We start from the raw sequence: 18,448 nt of genomic DNA, 5'->3' as shown, positions 1-18,448 counted from the left end.
TGAGCGGGGTGTTCGCCGAGGTGCTGGGGGTGGAGCGGGTCGGTGTCGAGGATTCGTTCTTTGATCTGGGGGGTCATTCGCTGTCGGCGACTCGGCTGGTGAGTCGTTTGCGTGCGGTGGTGGGGGTGGAGGTTCCTTTGCGTGCGGTGTTCGAGGCGCCGACGGTGGTGGGTCTTGCGGAGTGGCTGGCGGTTTCGGGCGGGGAGGCTCGTCCGGCGTTGGTGGCGGTGGAGCGTTCTGGTGTGGTTCCGCTGGCGTTCGCTCAGCGGCGTCTGTGGTTTCTGAATCGGCTGGAGGGGCGTTCGGCGACCTACAACGTTCCTGTCGCGTTGCGGTTGGCGGGTGAGCTGGACGTCGCGGCGTTGGGGGCGGCGTTGCGGGACGTGGTCGGGCGGCATGAGTCGTTGCGGACCTTGTTTCCCGAGGTGGACGGGGTTGCTCGTCAGGAGGTTTTGGACGTTTCGTGCTGGGCGGGGTTGCGGGTGGTGGAGGTCGGTGAGGGTGATCTTGGTGTGATGGTCGCGGCGGAGGCCGAGTGCGGTTTTGATGTGTCGGTTGAGCTGCCGTTCCGGGCCTGTTTGTTCCGGGTGTCGGACGGTGAGCATGTGTTGTTGCTGGTGTTGCATCACATCGCGGGGGATGGGTGGTCGCTGGCGCCGTTGGCTCGTGACGTTGCGGCGGCGTATCGGGCTCGTGTGGATGATGTGGCTCCTCGGTGGGCTCCGTTGCCGGTGCAGTATGCCGACTACGCGCTCTGGCAGCGGGAGCTGCTGGGGGGTGAGGAGGACGCGGCCAGCCTGATCAGTCAGCAGCTCGGCTATTGGCGCCAGGCGCTGATGGACCTGCCGGAACAACTGGAGTTGCCGTTCGACCGGCCCCGTTCCGCGCGTGCCAGTCATCGCGGGGGTGCGGTGCCGTTTGAGGTTTCGGCGCGGTTGCACCGTGATCTGGAGCGGGTGGCGCGTGAGTCGGGTGCGACGATGTTCATGGTGCTTCAGGCCGGGCTTGCGGCGTTGCTGAGCCGGTTGGGTGCGGGGAGTGATGTTCCGATCGGGTCTCCGGTGGCCGGTCGTACGGATCAGGCGTTGGACGATCTGGTCGGGTTCTTCGTCAACACGCTGGTGTTGCGGACCGATGTGTCGGGGGATCCGTCGTTTCGGGAGTTGGTCGATCGGGTGCGTGAGGCGGATCTGGCGGCCTACGCCCATCAGGATGTGCCGTTCGAGCGTCTGGTGGAGTTGCTCAATCCCGAGCGTTCCATGGCCCGGCACCCCCTGTTCCAGGTGATGCTGGCGTTCCAGAACAACGTGGTGCCGGAACTGGACCTGCCGGGGCTGTCGTGGACGCCGCTGCCGGTCGACCTGGGGACGGCCAAGTTCGACCTAGCTGTCAACCTGGCTGAACGGCGCACCGTCGACGACCTGGCCGGCGGCTTGACCGGATCGCTGGAGTACGCGGTCGATCTGTTCGATCGGGAGACGGTCGAGTTGCTGGCCGCACGGCTGACCGTCGTGCTGGAGGCGGTGGCCGGGGATCCGGACATTCCCGTGCATCGCATAGACGTGCTGATCGGTGGAGAACGGGACCGGGTCCTGGCCGAGTGGAATGACACCGCGCTTGAGGTGCCGGTGGCGACGCTTCCGGAGCTGTTCGAGGCCCAGGTCCGGGCGACGGGTGCGGCGACCGCGGTGGTGTGCGGGGACGTCACCCTGTCCTACGCGGAGTTGAACGTGGCCGCCAACCGGCTGGCCCGCCATCTGGTCGCCCACGGTGCGGGACCTGAGCGGTTCGTCGCCTTGGCCCTGCCCCGTTCCGCCGAACAGATCGTGGCGCTGCTGGCGATCGTCAAGGCGGGCGCGGCCTACCTGCCCATCGATGTGGCCTATCCCGCCGACCGCATCGCCTACATGCTGGGCGACGCCCGTCCGGCCTGCATCGTCACCTTGTCCACCCTGACCCCGAGGCTTCCGAACGACCCGGACACCACCCTCGTCCTGCTGGACGACACCGACCTGAGCCGGCTGCCCGGCACCGACCTGACCGACGCCGACCGCCGCACCCCCCTGCTCCCCGCCCACCCGGCCTATGCCATCTACACCTCGGGATCCACCGGCAGGCCAAAGGGCGTCGTCATCACGCACCGGGGCATCCCGACCCTGGCGAGGTCGAAGGTCGACTGGTTCGGTACGACACCGCAGAGCCGCATCCTGCAGTTCTCGTCTCTGAGCTTCGACAGCCACCTCTCGGAGCTCAGCATCAGCATCCTCGCGGGCGCGACCCTCTTCATCCCGACCGAAGAGGAGCGCATGCTAGGCGAACCGCTGGCCGGGTACATCGCCGCACACGGACTGACCTACGTGGACATCCCGCCGGCCGGGTTGGCGATGATGCCCGAGGACAGCATCCCGCAGGGCGCGGTGGTCGTGGTCGGTGGCGAGACGGTGTCGGGGCCGCTGGTCGAGGCGTGGTCGCCCGGCAGGAGAATGATCAACTCGTACGGCGCCACCGAGACCACGGTCTGCGCGACGATGAGCGATCCGCTGTCGGGCGGCGGCACCCCGTCCATCGGCCGGCCGATCTGGAACACCCGGATCTACGTGCTCGACGCGGCCTTGAACCCGGTGCCGCCGGGCGTTCCAGGTGAGATCTACATCGCCGGTGAGCAACTGGCTCGGGGGTACCACGCCCGTGCCGGGCTGACGAGCGAACGATACGTGGCATGTCCCTTCGGGGAACCGGGCGAACGGATGTACCGCACGGGAGACCTGGCCCGCTGGAGGCCGGACGGACGGCTACAGTTCGTGGGCCGCGCCGACCAGCAGGTGAAGATCCGCGGGTTCCGTGTCGAGCTCGGTGAGGTCGAGTCGGTCCTGGGCCGCCAGGAGGGGGTCGCCGACGTGGTCGTGGTGGCCCGCGAGGACCGTCCGGGCGACAGACGCCTGGTCGCCTACGCCGTGGGCGACGTCGACCCCGTCGGCCTCCGTCGTTCCGCCGCCGCGGAACTGCCCGACCATATGGTCCCCGCGGCGGTGATGGTGCTGGACGCGCTCCCGCTGACGGCCAACGGCAAGGTGGACCAACGGGCCCTTCCGGCTCCGGAGTTCACCGCCGCCTCGAGGGCTCCTCGCACCCCGCAGGAAGAGATCCTGGCCGGTGTCTTCGCCGAGGTCCTGGGACTCGACCGGGTCGGGATCGACGACTCCTTCTTCGACCTGGGCGGGCACTCCCTCACGGCCATCCGGTTGATCAGCCGGGCCCGTTCCATCCTGGACGTGGAGCTGTCGGTCCGTTCGCTGTTCGAGGCGCCCACCGTCGCGTCCCTGGCAGAACGATTGGGCCGGACCTCTCCGGACGAGGAGTTCGACGTGCTCCTCCCGCTGCACGTGCGACCAGACCTGCCATCCCTGTTCTGTGTGCATCCCGGAGGCGGGCTGAGCTGGGACTACTCCAAGATGATCAGGTATCTGGGGCAGGACTGCTCGCTCTACGGCCTACAGGCGCGTGCGATCTCGCAGCCGTCCCTGGCGCCGGCCAGCCTCCGCGAGATGGCCGCCGACTACCTGGTACAGATCAGGAAGGTTCAGCCCGCCGGCCCGTACCGTCTCCTGGGCTGGTCGCTGGGCGGGGTGGTCGCTCATGAGATGGCGCGGCAGTTGCGGGACGCGGGCGAGGAAGTGGCCCTTCTGGCGATGCTGGACGCGTACCCGCCCCTTCCGGAGACCAGGGCACCGGGCGGCGCCGACCGTGCCGAGGTCGCCGAAGTGCTCCGCGCGGAGAACGCGCTTTTCGGCGACGTCGGCCAGGAGCTCCAGGAGAACCTGGTCACGTCGTTCCTCAACAGCCGGCACATCTTCGCCGATCACACGCCCGGTGGCTTCCAGGGGAACGCGCTGTTCTTCCGCGCCGCCCGGGAAAGGGTCCTCGAACTCTCCCCGGACGACGCCTGGGGGGCGTACATCGACGGAGACCTGGACGTCCACGAGATAGACGGGACCCACGACGGTCTCCTCGAACCACCGGTTCTGTCCGACATATGCGACGTCCTCCGGCGTGAGATCACCCGAGGGCGGTAGCAGCGCTCGCCATCGCTCCACCGACCGGGCGCGCGAGGCCGCCCGCCCCCGCCGCCGTCCCTCCCGAACCGCCTGGCCTAAGGACTCGTGATGCTCACCAAATCGAAGCAGGAACTCGACCGGATGCGCAGCTACTACACCTCGGACCGCAAAGTCGGTGGGATCGAGGAGAGCATCTATGCGATCTGGGAGAGGGGTGATGCGTTCAACGACTCGATCACGCCGTCCACCTACGTTCCCGAGTACCGCCATCACATGGTGCTCAAACTCCTGTCGCTCACCCGGGACGGCGCGGAGATCTTCTCGCTTGGCTGCGGTAACGGTTTCGTCGAAGGGGAACTGGCGAGCCTCCGACGGCGGGTCCGCGCGATCGACTTCAACGAGGAGGCGGTCGAGCTTACCCGCGGTAAGGGCGTGGACGCCTTCACCGCCGACTTCTACGGGCTGGTCCCGTCCGACATCGCCAACGCCGACGTCATCTACGCCGACGGGTTTCTGGGCCACGTCTTCGACCCCGGGGAGAAGGCGGGGCTGGCGCTCGCCAAGCTGAAGAGCCTGAACCCGAAACCCGGCGCGTATCTGGTGTTCTCCAACGACGCGCCGAAGGACACGGACGTGCCGTTCGCCATGCACGAGCGGGTCGAGGACTTCTGGTTCATCTCGAAGGACCATCTGAAGGAGAGCCTCGAGTCCTTCGGGCTCCCTCCGGCCGAGCACTACTACTTCCCCTACCTGCGTCCCATGAGCGGGATGCGCAACCGCACCATCTGTGTCGCGCGCATCCCGTGACCGCGCCGGAGCCGAGGAGGACAGCATGGAGAGCAGAACGCTGATCGAAGACGCCTTCGAGCGCCGGGACGGGCTGACCGAGCGGGAACTCCTGGAACTGGCCCCGCACATCGAGTCCGGCCTCACCGCGCTCGACAGGGGAGAGCTGCGGGCTGCCAGGCCGGAAGGGGGGTCCTGGACCGTCGACGCCTTCGTGCAGAAGCTGATACTCCTGTCGTTCCTCGTCTCCTCGAACGATCTCGCGGCGGCCGCGCCCGGCCGACCGAAGAGCTACGACAAGGTGCCCCTCAAGTTCGAGGGATGGTCCGAACCGGACTTCGACAAGGCGAGACTCAGGGTCGTGCCGGGCGCAGTCGTGCGGCGCGGAGCCCATGTCGGGCCCGGCGCGGTCCTGATGCCCTCATTCGTCAACGTCGGCGCTCATATCGGAGCAGGCACGATGATCGACACCTGGGCCACCGTCGGCTCCTGCGCTCAGATCGGCGAACGGTGCCACATCTCCGGAGGCGCGGGGATCGGCGGCGTGCTCGAACCGGTCGGTGACCGGCCCGTCGTCATCGAGGACGAGGTGTTCGTGGGAGCGCGCAGCGAGATCGCGGAAGGCGTACGGGTGCGTCGTGGCGCGGTGATCGGGATGGGGGTGTTCCTCGGCAGTTCGACGCCGATCGTGGACCGGGCCACCGGGGCGGTGACCTACGGTGAGGTGCCGGAGAACGCCGTGGTCGTTCCCGGTGCGCGCACCGACCTCCGCGATCCCGGCATCTCGGTATACGCGGCGGTGATCGTCAAGTACGCGGACCAACGTACCCGGGGCAGGGTCGCGCTGAACGACCTGGTGCGGGACTGAACGGCGGTGCGGCCGCGCAGTGCGTTCGACCGTCGGCGCCTTCTCCTTCACGGCATCGAGCCGCCGGCGGGCCTGGATCCGATCTCACTGCATCTGGGCGAGTCCCGGCTGGCGCCGCGTGGACTGGACCTGACGCCGCTGTCCGAGCTGTCCGACCCCGATGGCTGGACCCGCTACCCGACGCCCGGCGGCACGTCCGAGCTTCGCGCGGCCTACACCGGTTGGCTGGGGCGGCGTTTCGGGGTGCGGCGGGCGGTCGCCGACGGGACGGTCGAGATCGAGCCGACGCCCGGCACCAAACAGGCGGTGGCCATGGCCATCGTGCTGGCTGTCGCGGAACGCCGGGACGGGGACGACCCGGTTGTCGTGATGCCCAACCCGTCCTATCCGGCCTACCGCGCGGCGGCCGAGGCGGCCGGCGCCCGGCCGGTGTTCTACACTCCGGAAAGCTCTGGGGACGTCGGACCGATCAAGGCGGCGGTCAGGGCCGCGCGCGGCCGGATCTGCGCGATCGTCATCTGTAATCCGGGCAACCCGCAGGGAGAGATCCTCCGCCGGGCCGCCCTGGCGGAGGCGGCGGCTCAGGCGGCCGCGGTACGGGCACTCCTCCTCCTCGACGAGTGCTACATCGACCTGGCCTCGGGACGGACCCCGCCCGGATTCCTCTCGCTGGTAGAGGAACGCCGGATCGAGCCGGCACCGTTCGCCGTTCTGCACACACTGTCCAAGCGGTCCGGGGCGCCCGGCCTGCGAAGCGGTTTCCTGGCAGGGGATCCCGCGACGGTTGTGAGCTACGCGGCGCACAACCGGACCTGCGGCGTGTCGACGGCGGCCCCCGTCAGCGCGGTCGCGGCCGCGCTGTGGGCGGATGACGACCACGTGGCGGAGGTTCGGGCCGCGCTGGCGCGCAACTGGGACCTGGCCGACCGGTTCCTGGCGGGCATGCCGTGCTACCGCAGGGCGGAAGGCGGATTCTTTCTCTGGCTTCCGGTCGACGACGACGAGAAGGCGGCGATCAGGCTCTGGCGGGACCAGGCGCTGTCCGTCATGCCCGGACGGTACATAGCCTCGGAAGGACCCGACGGCCGCAATCCCGGAGCCGGTCACCTGCGGATCGCGCTCGTCCACGAGGAGACGCGGATGCGCGAGGCGCTCGCCCGCCTCAGCCGATGTGTGGATCACTCCGGTCCGTCCGGAGCCCGTGAGAAGGACTGAATCATGGACTACGGAAACCCTGACCTCTACACCACCGCCGAACGGCTGGAGAGGTGGCGCGGGCTCGCCGGGGAGGACCGGGTGGAATGGAGCGAGCCGGGCAGCTCTCCCAACGGGTTCTGGTCGGTCTTCTCGCAGGCCGCCTGTCGAGAGGTTCTCTCCCCGGTGGCTCCGTTCACCTCCGAGTACGGCATGATGATCGGATTCGATCGCGCCAACCCGGACCGGTCCGCCAAGGACATGCTGGTAGTGACCGACGGCGACCGGCACACCTGGCTGCGCAGGTTGATCGGTCCGCTGATGTCGCGCACGGCCGCGGGTTCGCTGCGGAAGTACATCGAGGGGGAGGTTCGCGTCCTGCTGGAACGGCTTCGGGAAGATCCGGACGCGAACATCGCCACGGCGGTCGGCCCGTATCTGCCCGCTGCGGCCGTCTGCGAGATCCTCGGTGTCCCCGACGCCGACCGTGCCCATCTGATCGGCCTCACCAACCACGCGTTCGGCGGTGAGGACGACCTGTTCGCCGACAAGACTCCCCGCCAGGCGCACACCGAGATCCTGGCCTACTTCTACGACCTCATCGAGGAGCGGCAACTGCGGCGGGGAGACGACCTGGTGAGCGTGCTGGTCGCGGAGGACGGGATCTCACCCGACGAGGTGCTGCTCAACTGCGACAACGTTCTGATCGGCGGGAACGAGACCACCCGCCACGCCATCACCGGATGCTTCCACGCGCTTGGCACCGTCCCCGAAACGCTCGACGTCCTGCACGGCGATCCCGACGCGATCGGCCTTGCGGTGGAGGAGATCATCCGGTGGACCTCGCCGGCGATGCATGTGCTGCGTGTCGCCACCGCGGACGTCACCGTGGCAGGTCAGGAGATCGCCGCGGGGGCGCCCGTCGTGGCCTGGCTCCCCGCGGCCAACCAGGATCCCAACGTGTTCGACCGGCCCGGTGACTTCATCGCGGATCGTTCGCCGAACCGGCATCTGGCGTTCGGGCACGGGACGCATCACTGCCTGGGAGCCGCACTCGCCAGGATCGAGCTGGAAGCCCTGCTGCAGGTGCTCGCCGAGCAGGCGCGGGAGGTGGAACTCACCCAGGATCCGGAGTGGCTGCGCGCGATCGTCGTCCAGGGATATCGGAGTCTGCGGACCGCGGTGAGATGGCGATGACCACGTGTTGTGACAGCGGACAGTGAAAATCCCCGATGCCGGCCCTTTCCGGCAACCGGTCCGCGATCCGTGGCTGTGATCGGTGACGGGAATGGGCGACGCCCGGGTCTCGAATCAGAGACCCGGGTGTCGTCGTTCACCGTGGGCTATTCGGAGGCGCCGTTCGAATAGCCGAGCTTTCCGAGGTCGGGCTGCTGCCAACCGGTCTGCGGAATGTCACCCCTGTACGGCGGCGCGACAACCGGGGGGACGAAGGTCTCCTTGATCGTGCGGGCGTTGACCCAGCGGATCAGGTTGAAGATCGAACCGGCCTTGTCGTTGGTGCCCGAGGCGCGGGCGCCGCCGAAGGGCTGCTGGCCGACGACGGCCCCGGTGGGCTTGTCGTTGATGTAGAAGTTGCCCGCGGCGAAGCGCAGCCGCTCGGAGGCGGAGGCGATCGCGTAGCGGTCCTGGGCGATGATCGAGCCGGTCAGCGCGTACTGGGAGACGTTCTCCATCTGGTCGAGCACCGTGTCGAAGTCGGCGTCGTCGTAGACGTGCACGCCGAGGATCGGCCCGAAGTACTCCTTGACGAAGATCTCGTCGGTCGGGTCCGCGGACTCCAGGATCGTCGGCTTCACGAAGTAGCCGGTCGAGTCGTCGTAGGAGCCGGTCAGCACGTTGATCGAGTCGAGCCCGCGGGCCCGGTCGATCGCGGTCTTGTGCTTGGCGAACGCCCGCTCGTCGATGACCGCGCCCATGAAGGTGGACAGGTCGGCGGCCACGTCGCCGACGGTCAGCGACTCGGCGGTGCCGACGAGGTCGTCGCGGATCGCCGACCAGACGGAGCGCGGCACGTAGGCGCGGGAGGCCGCCGAGCACTTCTGGCCCTGGTACTCGAAGGCGCCCCTGATCAGCGCGGTGGTCAGCACCGCCGGGTCGGCGGAGGGGTGGGCCAGCACGAAGTCCTTGCCGCCGGTCTCGCCGACCAGGCGGGGGTAGGACCTGTAGGAGGCGATGTTCGCGCCGACCGTCGACCACAGGTGCTGGAAGGTCGCCGTCGAGCCGGTGAAGTGGATGCCGGCCAGCTCGGGGTGGGGCATGGCGACCTCGGAGACCGCGGCGCCGTTGCCGGTCACCATGTTGATGACGCCGGGCGGCAGGCCCGCCTCCTCCAGCAGGCGCATCGTGAAGTGCGCGGCGAACTGCTGGGTGGGGGAGGGCTTCCAGACGACGACGTTGCCCATCAGGGCCGCCGACGTCGGCAGGTTCCCGGCGATGGCGGTGAAGTTGAACGGAGTGATCGCCAGGACGAAGCCCTCGAGCGGGCGGTACTCCATCCGGTTCCACACGCCCGGCGACGACACCGGCTGGTCGCTGTAGAGCTGCCGCGCGTAGGCGACGTTGAAGCGCAGGAAGTCGATCAGCTCGCACGCCGAGTCGATCTCGGCCTGCTGGACCGACTTCGACTGGCCCAGGATCGTGGCGCCGTTCAGCGTCTTCCGGTACGGCCCGGCCAGCAGGTCGGCGGCCTTGAGGAAGATCGCGGCCCGCTCGTCGAACGACAGGGCACGCCAGGCGGGCGCAGCCTTCAGCGCGGCGTCGATCGCGGCCCGCACGTCGTCGGCGGTCGCGTCAGCCGTACGGCCGAGCACGGAGGCGTGGTTGTGCGGCTGGACCACGTCGATGGAGGCGCCGCCGCCCATCCGCTGCTCGCCGCCGATCGTCATGGTCAGGTCGAGCTGGGCGTCGGCCAGTTCCTTGACGTGGCCCTCCAGCGCGGTGCGTTCGGCGCTGCCGGGCGCGTAGCCGAAGACAGGCTCGTTGGCCGGGGTCGGGACGTTGGAGATGGCATCCATCACTTGCCTCCAAGGGCACGAAGAAAGAAGGCGATGTTGGCCGGGCGCTCGGCGAGGCGGCGCATGAAGTAGCCGTACCAGTCGTCGCCGTAGGGGATGTAGACACGCATCGTGTGTCCGGCACCGGCCAGGGCCTGCTGTTTGTCGGTGCGGATCCCGTAGAGCATCTGGTACTCGTAGGCGCCTCGCGAGCGGCCGAAACGGTCGGCGAGGGTCTCGGTGATCGAGATCAGCCGGTCGTCGTGCGTGGCCACCATGGGGTATCCCTGCCCCGCCATGAGGATCCGCAGACAGCGGACGTAGGCCTTGTCGACCTCGCCCTTGCTCTGGTGGGCGACCGACGCGGGTTCGGCGTAGGCGCCCTTGACCAGGCGGATCCGCGACCCCTCGTGGGACAGGTCGCGGCAGTCGTCCTCGGTGCGGAACAGGTAGGCCTGCAGGGCGACGCCCGTGGACGGGAAGTCCTCGCGCGTCGTCCGCAGGATGTCGAGCGTGGAGTCGACCGTGGTGTGGTCCTCCATGTCGAAGGTCACGTTGGCCCCGGCGGCGTGGGCGGCCTCGCAGATGCGGCGGGCGTTCTCCAGGGCGATCTTGTCGCCGTCGTCGCCGAGTGCCTGGCCGACGGCCGAGAGCTTCACCGAGACCTCGGCGCGGTCGCCGAGGTCGAGCTCGCGCAGCTCGCGCAGCAGCACGATGTAGGCGTCTGCCGTCTGGGCGGCCGCGTCGGCGTCCCGGGTCTCCTCGCCCAGATGGTCGACGGTGACCGCGAGGCCGGCGTCGGTCAGCCGGTGAATGGCCTTGACCGCGTCCTGGACGTTCTCACCCGCGACGAAGCGGTCGACGACCTTACGCGTGAGCGGAACACCGGAGACGGCGCGCCGCACCAGCGGCACCCGGGATCCGGCGAGAAGAAGGGAACCGAGCATGCTTTTAGACTAAAACCCCTGTTCAGTCAACCCCATGTGCATCTGCCACGATCAAGGGGATTACGGTCCATACAGATGCACAACAATGGAGGGGTGCTACAGGAGACAATCGACGAGATCGCCGCCAGGCTCGGCGCCTCGGCCACTTTGGAGGACCGCTCGTTCCAGCTCCTGGCCTACGCCGCGCAGAGCGGTCACATCGACACGATCCGCCAGGAGTCGATCCTCCGCCGCCGTGCGACGCCGGAGGTGCGGGCCTACTTCGAGGGGTACGGCATCGCCGCCGCCAAGGGCCCGGTCCGCATCCCCGCCGACGCCGAGCTCGGCGTGCTCGCCCGGGTCTGCGTGCCGCTGCGCTACCACGACGTCACCTACGGCTACCTGTGGCTGCTGGACGACGGCACGCTCGGCGCCGACGCGCTCGCCTCCGTCTCCGATCTGGTGTCCCGGGTGGCCGCGGTGCTCGCCCAGGACGCGCGCCGCCGCCAGGACCTGGGCAGGAACCTGCGGGAGCTGTTCTCCTCCGACGCGGAGGAACGTTCCTGGGCGCTGTCGCAACTCGACGTGGCGGGCCCGGTGACGGCGATCGCGGTGCGGAGCTCGCCGGTCAGGGTGGCCGCGCTCTGGACGCTCCCGCGCGGCGTGCTCGCCGATCCCGGCCTGCCGGCCCAGGGGGAGCCGCTGGTCGCGCTGCTGGCCCCGTCCGGTCAGGCCCTGGAGCTGGCCGGGAGGATCCGGGACATGTACGGCACGGCCGCCGGGGTCGGCGACGCCAGGGCCGAGCCCGCGCAGGCCTGGCGGAGCTGGCGGGAGGCGGTGCAGGCGCTCAGGGTCGCGGGCCGGGTGTCCAGGTTCGCCCCCGTGGCGACCTGGTCCGACCTCGGCGTCTACCGGGTGCTCGCCCGGCTGTCTCACGCCGATCTGCGGGAGCTGGCGGGGGAGACCGCGGTGCTGACCGAGGATCCGGAGCTGACCAGGACCGTGGAGGGCTATCTCGACCACGCCGGTCACGTGCAGGAGGCCGCGGCGGCGCTCGGCGTGCACCGCCAGACGCTCTACTACCGTCTCGGCAAGGCCGAGCGCCTCATGGGGCGCGATCTCTCCGACGGTGAGCAACGGTTGCTGGTCCATCTCAGTCTCAAGGCCGCCCGTCTCCTCTAGCGGCCCTCGTCGGTGGAGCGGTCCTCACCGTGTGAGCGGTCCTCGTCGGGCGGCCCCGAGGCGTCCGGCAGGGAGGACGGGGCCGGCTCCCGATGAGGGGCGTCGAGACCGCCGGTCCGCAGGTGGTCGTAGAGCAGGCGCAGCATCGCCCGCCACTCCTCGCGCCGCTCCTCGTCCAGCGGCGCCAGCAGGGCCTCGCGCAGCCGTCGCTCCTCCTCGCGGGCCAGGTGGAACATGCGCAGCCCCTGCGGCGTCGGGGTGAGGACGTAGCGTCGCCGGTCGGCCGGGTCGCGCCTGCGCTCGACCCGTCCGGCGGTCACGAGCCGCTCGACCATCTCGACCATGTCGCTGGGGTCGACCCCCAGACGGGCGCCGACGGCGCGCTGCACGGTCGGGCCGTGGTCGGCCAGGACCGCGAGCACGGCCACGTCCCAGCGGTTCATGCCCAGCTCGGCCAGCCGTTCGGTCAGGCGCCGCCGTACGTCCACCGCGAGGCGGGACAGCACGAAGACGTCCTGGTCCAGGAGGCTCTGGGAAAACTGTGGAATCGCCATACCTACAACCGTAGGATACTTCCAATGATTGGTGCTCACCAACGATTGGGGTGTGGACATGGACGCCTTCCATCCCCGGCTGCTCGCGGACGACTTCACCGGGATGTTCCGCTTCTACGCCGGAGTCCTCGACGAGATCGTCGGGGCGAACCTGGCCAAGGGGGGCGAGGGCGGCCCCTACGCCAACTGGGACCTGAAGGACGACGCGGTCCTGTCCCTGTACGACCGCGCGGCGATGGCGGCGGCCGCCGGCGCCCCCGCGCCCCTGCCGCGTCCCCGGGAGCAGGACGTCCTGGCCCTGGTACTGCGTGTGACCGACGTCGACGACGCCGTCCGGGTGTGCGAGCGCCACGGGGGCGTCCTCGCCGCCCCCGCGCGCGACCGTCCCGAATGGGGGCCGACGCTGCGTACGGCCCACCTGCGCGACCCGGACGGAAACCTGGTCGAACTCCAGTCGTACTGACCGGGGCCCGCGGCGGTACCTCCCGCCGCTACCGGCAACCGGCTGTGCGACCATTCCTGGATGAACGACGCCGATCCGATAAGGCAGGCGCTCCTGCGCCTCGTCGAGTCCGGTGAACTGCGCGCCGAGCAGGTGGAGCCCGTGGCGCTGGCCGTGGACGAGGCTCTGCGCGCCGGTGAGACCGACGGCCGGGCGCGGCTGAGTGAGATCGTCGCCTACGTCGGCGGCGGGCTCGTGCTCGCCGGCGCGTCGGCCCTCGTCGGCCTGAGCTGGATTCGGATGACCACCACGGCCCGGGTCGCGATCCTCACGGCCGTCACCGCGCTGCTGCTCGGCGCGGCGGCCGGGCTCGGACGGACCGTCAGCCGGGCGACCGGCAGATCGGCCGCGGTGCGCAACCGGGTGGCCGCCACGCTGGCCGCGCTTGGCGCGGGCACGGCCGCCCTGGGGGCGGGGGTCGTGGCCGATCACCACGAGATGCTCGTCGGCGGTACGGCCGGGCTGGTGGTCGCGGTGGCCGCCTACGCGCTGCTGCCCGCCGCGATCGGCCTGCTGGCCTGCGGGACGCTGGCCGTGGTCGCGGTCACCGGCCTGCTGGAGGTCCTCGTCCCGCAGGGGAACGCGGCGATGGGGGTCGGCTACGTGGCGCTGGGCGCCCTCATCGTGGCGCTCGCGCTCGGCGGGCGGCTCGTCCCGCGCCCGCTCGCGCTGGGCATGGGCGCGGCCGTCACGCTGTGGGGCGGGCAGTGGCCGATCTTCTGGGACGAGGACGCCTGGGGCTACTCCGCGACCGCGGCGATCGCGCTGGCCTGCCTGGCGCTGTACACCAGGGAACACTCCTGGGTGCTGATCGTCGCGGGTGTGGCCGGCCTGACGCTGGCGATCCCCGAGGCCATCTGGCACTGGACCGGCGGGGCCGTCGGCGGCGCCGTGGTCCTGCTCCTGGCCGGAGTCGTCCTGCTGGCCGCCAGCGGCCTGGGCGTCCTGCTGCACCGCAGGGCGGCGCGGGGCTAGACGGGCCTGTCCCTCCCATGCCGGGGGACGGCCGGGCCTGTCCCCCGGACTGGGCCCAGGCTTGGGGGCCAGGCGGGGGAGAGGCGGGGACGTCTCAGGGCGATCCGGGGCGTCTCAGGGCCGCTGGGCAGACGGGCCGGAGGCATCGAGCGCGCGGAGCAGCCGCAGGCGGGCGGCGGCGTCGCCGGGGGCGTCGCGCTCGGCCAGCATGTCGGCGATGTGGCGCCGGTGCGGCTCGTCGGCGTTGCCGCCGTACTTGAACTTGCCGCCGACCTTCCGGACCGTCAGGCGCAGGCCGAGGATCCCGCTGAGACGCCGGTGATGGACGGACGGGTCCGCCAGATCGCCGGCGGCCTCCAGGCGGGCGAGCTGGGCCCGGAGGATCTCCGTCTTGTCCTCGGCGGCGGTGACCACCTCCGCGTGGCAGACGAGCTGGACCGCGGCGTAGTAGGTGGTGGGGATGCCCATCCGGGGGTCCTCGGCGCCGCCGGGCAGCGCCTTCCAGACTCCGGGGATGTAGGACCAGTCGCCCGCCACGGAGAGCACCACGGCGGGGTTCTCCTCGATGGCGGCCCAGATCGGGTTGGGCCTGGCGAGATGGAGCAGCACCGTGCGGTCGTCGGCGAGCAGGAACTGGGTGGGCACCACGACCGGGACCTCACGGTCCCGGCCCGAGGCGATCAGGTGGCCGAACTCGTTCGCCCGGACGAAGGCCAGCGCCTCGTCCTCGGTCGCGGAGTCCCAGGGATGAATCAGCATACGATCGAACGTATTTCCATCCGGAGGTGATCGGCAAGCCGGTTTCGGGCTGGGAGGGGACAAACCGGGCCGGAGCGGGCCGGGGAGGGGGCGGGGCCGTACGCGGAACCGGGGCCCCCGAACGGGGGCCCCGGCCCGATGCGCATACCGTGCGGCTGTGCGGCTGCGCGGCTGTGTGTCCTCCGCACCGCGGCGGTGCCCCGATGGTGCCGTGATGGCGCCCCGATGGTGCCGCGGCCGGTCAGTGCAGGGTGGCCATCGCGCTCTCGTAGACCTGGACCAGTTCCTGGCTGATCCGCTCCCAGGAGTAACGGGACCTGGCGCGGTCGGCGCCCGCGAAGCCGATCGCGGTGCGCCGGGTGGGGTCGGAGAGCAGCTCGCGGGTGAGGCGAGAGGTCCGCGCGGGACGGTCGGCGGGCACGAGCAGGCCCGTCACGCCGTCCACGACGGAGTCCAGGTGGGCGCCCACCGCGGAGGCGATGACCGGCACGCCGCACGCCATGGCCTCCAGCGCCACGACGCCGGTCGGAGCCTCCCTCGGCAGTGACATGACCACGTCCGCGCTGCGCATCAGCTTGGCCACCGAGGCGTGCGGCACCTGGCCGAGCAGGGTGATCCGGTCCTCGACGCCGACCTCCTTGGCCAGCAGTACGGCGCGGTGCGCGTCGGCGTCGTGCTCCAGCTCGCCGGAGGAGGGGCCGCCCGCGACGAGCAACTCGGCGTCGGGGATGCCCCCCAGCGCGCGGATCGCGGTGTAGAGGCCCCCCTCCCGGGTCAGCGGCCCGACGTGCAGCAGCCGGGGACGGGTGCTCCGGGCCGATGCCGGGCCCTGGCGCTTGAAACGCTCGACGTCGATCCCGCAGGGGATCACCGAGATGTTGCTGCGCGGCACGCCCAGGCGGATCAGCGTGGACTCCTCGTCCCCGCAGCCGGCGATCACCGCGCTGGCCCGGCGGCCGATCGCGCGCTGCACCCGGACCTTCCTGGCGTCGAGGGTGTGCTCGTTGCCGAAGGTCTGGGTGAACGGCACGTTGAGGCCGTTCGCGCCGGCGATGGCGGCCAGCCCGCCGGTCCAGGAGTGCGCGTGGATGATGTCGGGACGCTCCTGCCCCCAGCGGCGCATGAGCTGGTCGCCCAGGTCGGACAGGTAGGGCAGGACGCCGTCTTCGGGAAGGTCCTCGGCGGGGCCGGCGGACAGGTGTTCCAGGGTCACGCCGGGGGAGACGCGGACCCGGGGCTTGTCGGTGCCGGAGTTCCTGCGGGTGTAGATCGTGACCTTGTGCTCACGGCCCAGCTCACGCGCGACGGCCATCAGATGGGCGCGCTGGGTGGCGACATCGTCCTTGCCGTGAGAGGCGGACGGAGCGTCGGAGGAGACGAATGCGATGTTCACGGCACACCTCTGGGAGGAGATGGGCATGCAAGCCCGGGTTCCTTCAGGGGTGCCTGCTTCTTAGGCACTCATCTGCGATGCACACCACCATACCCAACCCGCTGCCTCCGGCAAACCTTGAACTTTTCCGTCTTGTCGCGATTTTTGGGAAATGAGCGCCCGGCGTGGCCGGATGCTCCGCGCGTGTGCGCGGGTCGCCGTGGACAACCGTGGACATGGGGAAGGCCCGGGGGAGCGTCGGACGGTGCGACCGGGATGGTGCGCGGCCGGGGGCGAGGAGCGGGCGGTGAGGGGCCGGCCCGGGGAGCCCCGGGCCGGGGGAGCCGCGTCTACACCACGCGCAGCGCGAGGATCACGATCTCGTCCCACACGCGCCCGCCGGAGAAGGCGTGCCGGTCCTCCTCGACCGCCTTGACCACGGTGGCCGGGGCCTGGCCCACGCAGCGCGCCAGCACGTCCGCCAGCCGGTTCTCGCCGTAGGCCTCGCCCTGGTCGTTCCGCGAGGCGACCAGCCCGTCCGAGTAGAACACCAGGGTCTGGCCGGAGGACAGCGTGAGCTCCTCGGCGAACATCTCGGCCTCGGGGGCGATGCCGAGCGGTACGCCGCCGCCAGCGGTGAAGCGCACCCCGCCGTCGGGCTGCAGGAGCGCGGCCGGGTGGTGTCCCGCGCTGGCCAGGCTGATCCTGCGGGCCCTGATGAACCCCGCGACCGCCATCACGAACATGCCGGTGTTCTGCGCGACCAGCGCGTGGTTCAGCTTGCGCAGCGCCTCGTTCGGGTCGGACTCCCAGACGCTCAGCACGCGCAGCCCGTTGCGCACCATGGCGCTGACGGACGCCGCCTCCTCGCCCTTGCCCGCCGTGCCTCCGAGGGCGAACCCCCACCCGTCCCGGACGGGGAAGACGTCGTAGAACTCGGCGCCGACCTGGCTGGAGCCCGCGTGGTAGATCGCCGCGGCCTCGAGGCCCGGGATCTCCGGAAGGCTGCGCGGCACCACGCTGGTACGCAGCGCGTCCGCGGCCTGGGACCGCGTCTGGAAGCCGCGCCGGGCGCGCAGGGCGAGGCCGAGATGGGCGCCGATCTCCTCCATCAGGCCCAGGTCGGCAAGGGAGAACGGCTCGCGGTCGCGCAGCCGTACCAGGGTGAGGGCGCCCAGCGCGCCGCTCTCACCCTGGATCGGCACGACCAGCAGCGACGCGGCGCCCATGACCCGCAGCAGCGGCGGGCCGCCGGGGAGCTCGCCGAGCAGCGTCTCCTCCTCCAGCATCTCGTGGACCGTCCCCGAACCCCCGGTCAGCACGTGGGCGATGGCCGGCGCCGTCAGCGGGGTCATCCCCTCGACGAGGCGGACCAGCTCGGTCACCGGCTTGTCGCTCGGCCCCAGCACCACCGCGCGCCTGGGCGCGTCGTCACGGACCACGTCGGCGATCACCCAGTCGGCGATCTCGGAGGCCAGCAGCCGGGCGGCCCGGCTGACGGTCACCGGCTGGCGCAGGCTCTCCTCGTCGAGCAGCAGGCGGGTCATCCTGGACAGCAGCTCCTGGCGGCGGGCCGCGGCCATGACCAGGGAGGCGTCGGAACGGTCGGCCGGGCCGGGACGCTCCCCGGCGACCTGGGCCTCCAGCGGCAGGATCACGACCGCGGTCATCTCCTGCGGCTCGCCGGGCATCGCCAGCCTGGTGACGGCGAGCTGCACCGTGTGAGCGCGGCCCTGATGGGCCAGCCGGGTCTGGAACGTCGCCGTCTGCCCTCCCTGCTGCACCGCCGTCAGGTGCGAGCGGAACGCCGCCCGCCGGGAGACGTCCACGAACAGCGGGAACGAGCGGCCGATCAGGTAACCGGCCGGGCTGCCCAGCATCCGCGACGTCTCGGCGCTGATCCGCCGGACCACCCCCGAGGCGTCCAGCACGATCACCGGCACCGGGAAGGTGCGGAACACCTGCCGCAGCAGTTTCAGCTCGCGCTGCGATCCGCTCTCCCGCTCACCGGACCGCTTGGGCGCCTTGCGCAGCTCGCGCAGCGAGGCTTCCAGCAGCTCACGGGCGGTGTCGAGCTCGGCGAGGGCCGCGTCGAGTGTGGACCGCGGGTCCGCTGGGTAGGCGGACCTCGCCTCGCGCAGGGAGGAGACCCTGGTCGTGAGGGCGCTGAGCGCCTGTTCCAGGGCGTGCAGGCCAATGGCGTCGGTCAATGTTCGTCCTCGTCAGCGGCCGGTACGGGGGCCGATCCCGTCGTAGACGGT

The 18,448-nt window shown here is 70.6% G+C and carries 14 protein-coding genes; 8 read left to right on the top strand and 6 right to left on the bottom strand.

Annotation, left to right across the window (positions count from 1 at the left end):
- Nucleotides 1–8 precede the first annotated feature (8 nt).
- The 5 genes from AB0N02_RS46225 to AB0N02_RS46205 all read left to right on the top strand — a co-directional run bounded on the left by AB0N02_RS46225 (nucleotide 9) and on the right by AB0N02_RS46205 (nucleotide 8,100).
- Entirely contained in the window at nucleotides 9–4,073 is a 4,065-nt protein-coding gene (locus AB0N02_RS46225) for an amino acid adenylation domain-containing protein (RefSeq protein ID WP_363961349.1), read from the top strand.
- A gap of 90 nt (nucleotides 4,074–4,163) precedes the next feature.
- Nucleotides 4,164–4,862, top strand: a complete 699-nt coding sequence (locus AB0N02_RS46220) for a methyltransferase domain-containing protein (protein ID WP_363961345.1) — start codon at nucleotides 4,164–4,166, stop codon at nucleotides 4,860–4,862.
- Between the two features lie 25 nt (nucleotides 4,863–4,887).
- On the top strand, nucleotides 4,888–5,709 hold the full coding sequence (locus AB0N02_RS46215; RefSeq protein WP_363961343.1) for a 2,3,4,5-tetrahydropyridine-2,6-dicarboxylate N-succinyltransferase: 822 nt from the start codon (nucleotides 4,888–4,890) through the stop codon (nucleotides 5,707–5,709).
- Nucleotides 5,710–5,715: 6 nt separating this feature from the next.
- Complete coding sequence (locus AB0N02_RS46210) at nucleotides 5,716–6,924, top strand: aminotransferase class I/II-fold pyridoxal phosphate-dependent enzyme (protein WP_363961341.1); 1,209 nt, start codon at nucleotides 5,716–5,718, stop codon at nucleotides 6,922–6,924.
- A gap of 3 nt (nucleotides 6,925–6,927) precedes the next feature.
- Nucleotides 6,928–8,100: a cytochrome P450 gene (locus AB0N02_RS46205; protein WP_363961340.1), complete on the top strand. Its 1,173-nt coding sequence runs from the start codon at nucleotides 6,928–6,930 to the stop codon at nucleotides 8,098–8,100.
- 146 nt (nucleotides 8,101–8,246) lie between these two features.
- On the opposite strand, the gene pruA is transcribed toward AB0N02_RS46205, so the two are convergent.
- Together pruA and AB0N02_RS46195 are read right to left on the bottom strand one after the other, a co-directional pair.
- The gene (gene pruA, locus AB0N02_RS46200; protein ID WP_363961339.1) at nucleotides 8,247–9,938 is read right to left on the bottom strand and encodes an L-glutamate gamma-semialdehyde dehydrogenase; all 1,692 of its coding nucleotides are present in this window, start codon (nucleotides 9,936–9,938) and stop codon (nucleotides 8,247–8,249) included.
- Complete coding sequence (locus AB0N02_RS46195) at nucleotides 9,938–10,864, bottom strand: proline dehydrogenase family protein (protein ID WP_363961337.1); 927 nt, start codon at nucleotides 10,862–10,864, stop codon at nucleotides 9,938–9,940. The genes pruA and AB0N02_RS46195 overlap by 1 nt, the downstream gene beginning before the upstream one ends.
- 75 nt (nucleotides 10,865–10,939) lie before the next feature.
- Between AB0N02_RS46195 and AB0N02_RS46190 the strand changes: the two genes are divergently transcribed.
- Nucleotides 10,940–12,025 carry a helix-turn-helix domain-containing protein gene (locus AB0N02_RS46190; protein ID WP_363961335.1) on the top strand — a complete coding sequence of 362 codons (1,086 nt, stop codon included), beginning with the start codon at nucleotides 10,940–10,942 and terminating at the stop codon, nucleotides 12,023–12,025.
- On the opposite strand, the gene AB0N02_RS46185 is transcribed toward AB0N02_RS46190, so the two are convergent.
- On the bottom strand, nucleotides 12,022–12,579 hold the full coding sequence (locus AB0N02_RS46185) for a MarR family winged helix-turn-helix transcriptional regulator (protein WP_363961333.1): 558 nt from the start codon (nucleotides 12,577–12,579) through the stop codon (nucleotides 12,022–12,024). The genes AB0N02_RS46190 and AB0N02_RS46185 overlap by 4 nt on opposite strands.
- Nucleotides 12,580–12,610: 31 nt before the next feature.
- On the opposite strand from AB0N02_RS46185, the gene AB0N02_RS46180 reads away from it, so the two are divergent.
- Complete coding sequence (locus AB0N02_RS46180) at nucleotides 12,611–13,042, top strand: VOC family protein (protein WP_363961331.1); 432 nt, start codon at nucleotides 12,611–12,613, stop codon at nucleotides 13,040–13,042.
- A gap of 60 nt (nucleotides 13,043–13,102) precedes the next feature.
- Complete coding sequence (locus AB0N02_RS46175; RefSeq protein WP_363961329.1) at nucleotides 13,103–14,056, top strand: hypothetical protein; 954 nt, start codon at nucleotides 13,103–13,105, stop codon at nucleotides 14,054–14,056.
- 114 nt (nucleotides 14,057–14,170) lie between these two features.
- On the opposite strand, the gene AB0N02_RS46170 is transcribed toward AB0N02_RS46175, so the two are convergent.
- The 3 genes from AB0N02_RS46170 to AB0N02_RS46160 form a co-directional block, all read right to left on the bottom strand.
- On the bottom strand, nucleotides 14,171–14,815 hold the full coding sequence (locus tag AB0N02_RS46170) for an FMN-binding negative transcriptional regulator (protein WP_363961327.1): 645 nt from the start codon (nucleotides 14,813–14,815) through the stop codon (nucleotides 14,171–14,173).
- A gap of 241 nt (nucleotides 14,816–15,056) precedes the next feature.
- Complete coding sequence (locus AB0N02_RS46165; RefSeq protein ID WP_363961325.1) at nucleotides 15,057–16,208, bottom strand: glycosyltransferase; 1,152 nt, start codon at nucleotides 16,206–16,208, stop codon at nucleotides 15,057–15,059.
- 329 nt (nucleotides 16,209–16,537) lie between these two features.
- Nucleotides 16,538–18,397 (bottom strand): SpoIIE family protein phosphatase, encoded by a 1,860-nt coding sequence (locus AB0N02_RS46160; RefSeq protein ID WP_363961323.1) that lies wholly within the window; start codon nucleotides 18,395–18,397, stop codon nucleotides 16,538–16,540.
- Nucleotides 18,398–18,448 lie beyond the last annotated feature (51 nt).

Origin of the sequence: Streptosporangium sp. NPDC051022 (assembly GCF_040683035.1) — a bacterium.
In the GTDB taxonomy this organism is placed as follows: Bacteria; Actinomycetota; Actinomycetes; order Streptosporangiales; family Streptosporangiaceae; genus Streptosporangium.
This window is presented reverse-complemented; position numbering and strand designations above follow the sequence as displayed.

Excerpts from the sequence above, each read along its gene's own strand:
- AB0N02_RS46220 (WP_363961345.1), top strand. The coding sequence starts at position 4,164 with ATGCTCACCAAATCGAAGCAGGAACTCGACCGGATGCGCAGCTACTAC.
- AB0N02_RS46170 (WP_363961327.1), bottom strand. The coding sequence starts at position 14,815 with ATGCTGATTCATCCCTGGGACTCCGCGACCGAGGACGAGGCGCTGGCC.
- AB0N02_RS46185 (WP_363961333.1), bottom strand. The coding sequence starts at position 12,579 with ATGGCGATTCCACAGTTTTCCCAGAGCCTCCTGGACCAGGACGTCTTC.
- AB0N02_RS46190 (WP_363961335.1), top strand. The coding sequence starts at position 10,940 with ATGCACAACAATGGAGGGGTGCTACAGGAGACAATCGACGAGATCGCC.
- AB0N02_RS46215 (WP_363961343.1), top strand. The coding sequence starts at position 4,888 with ATGGAGAGCAGAACGCTGATCGAAGACGCCTTCGAGCGCCGGGACGGG.
- AB0N02_RS46195 (WP_363961337.1), bottom strand. The coding sequence starts at position 10,864 with ATGCTCGGTTCCCTTCTTCTCGCCGGATCCCGGGTGCCGCTGGTGCGG.
- pruA (WP_363961339.1), bottom strand. The coding sequence starts at position 9,938 with ATGGATGCCATCTCCAACGTCCCGACCCCGGCCAACGAGCCTGTCTTC.
- AB0N02_RS46205 (WP_363961340.1), top strand. The coding sequence starts at position 6,928 with ATGGACTACGGAAACCCTGACCTCTACACCACCGCCGAACGGCTGGAG.
- AB0N02_RS46175 (WP_363961329.1), top strand. The coding sequence starts at position 13,103 with ATGAACGACGCCGATCCGATAAGGCAGGCGCTCCTGCGCCTCGTCGAG.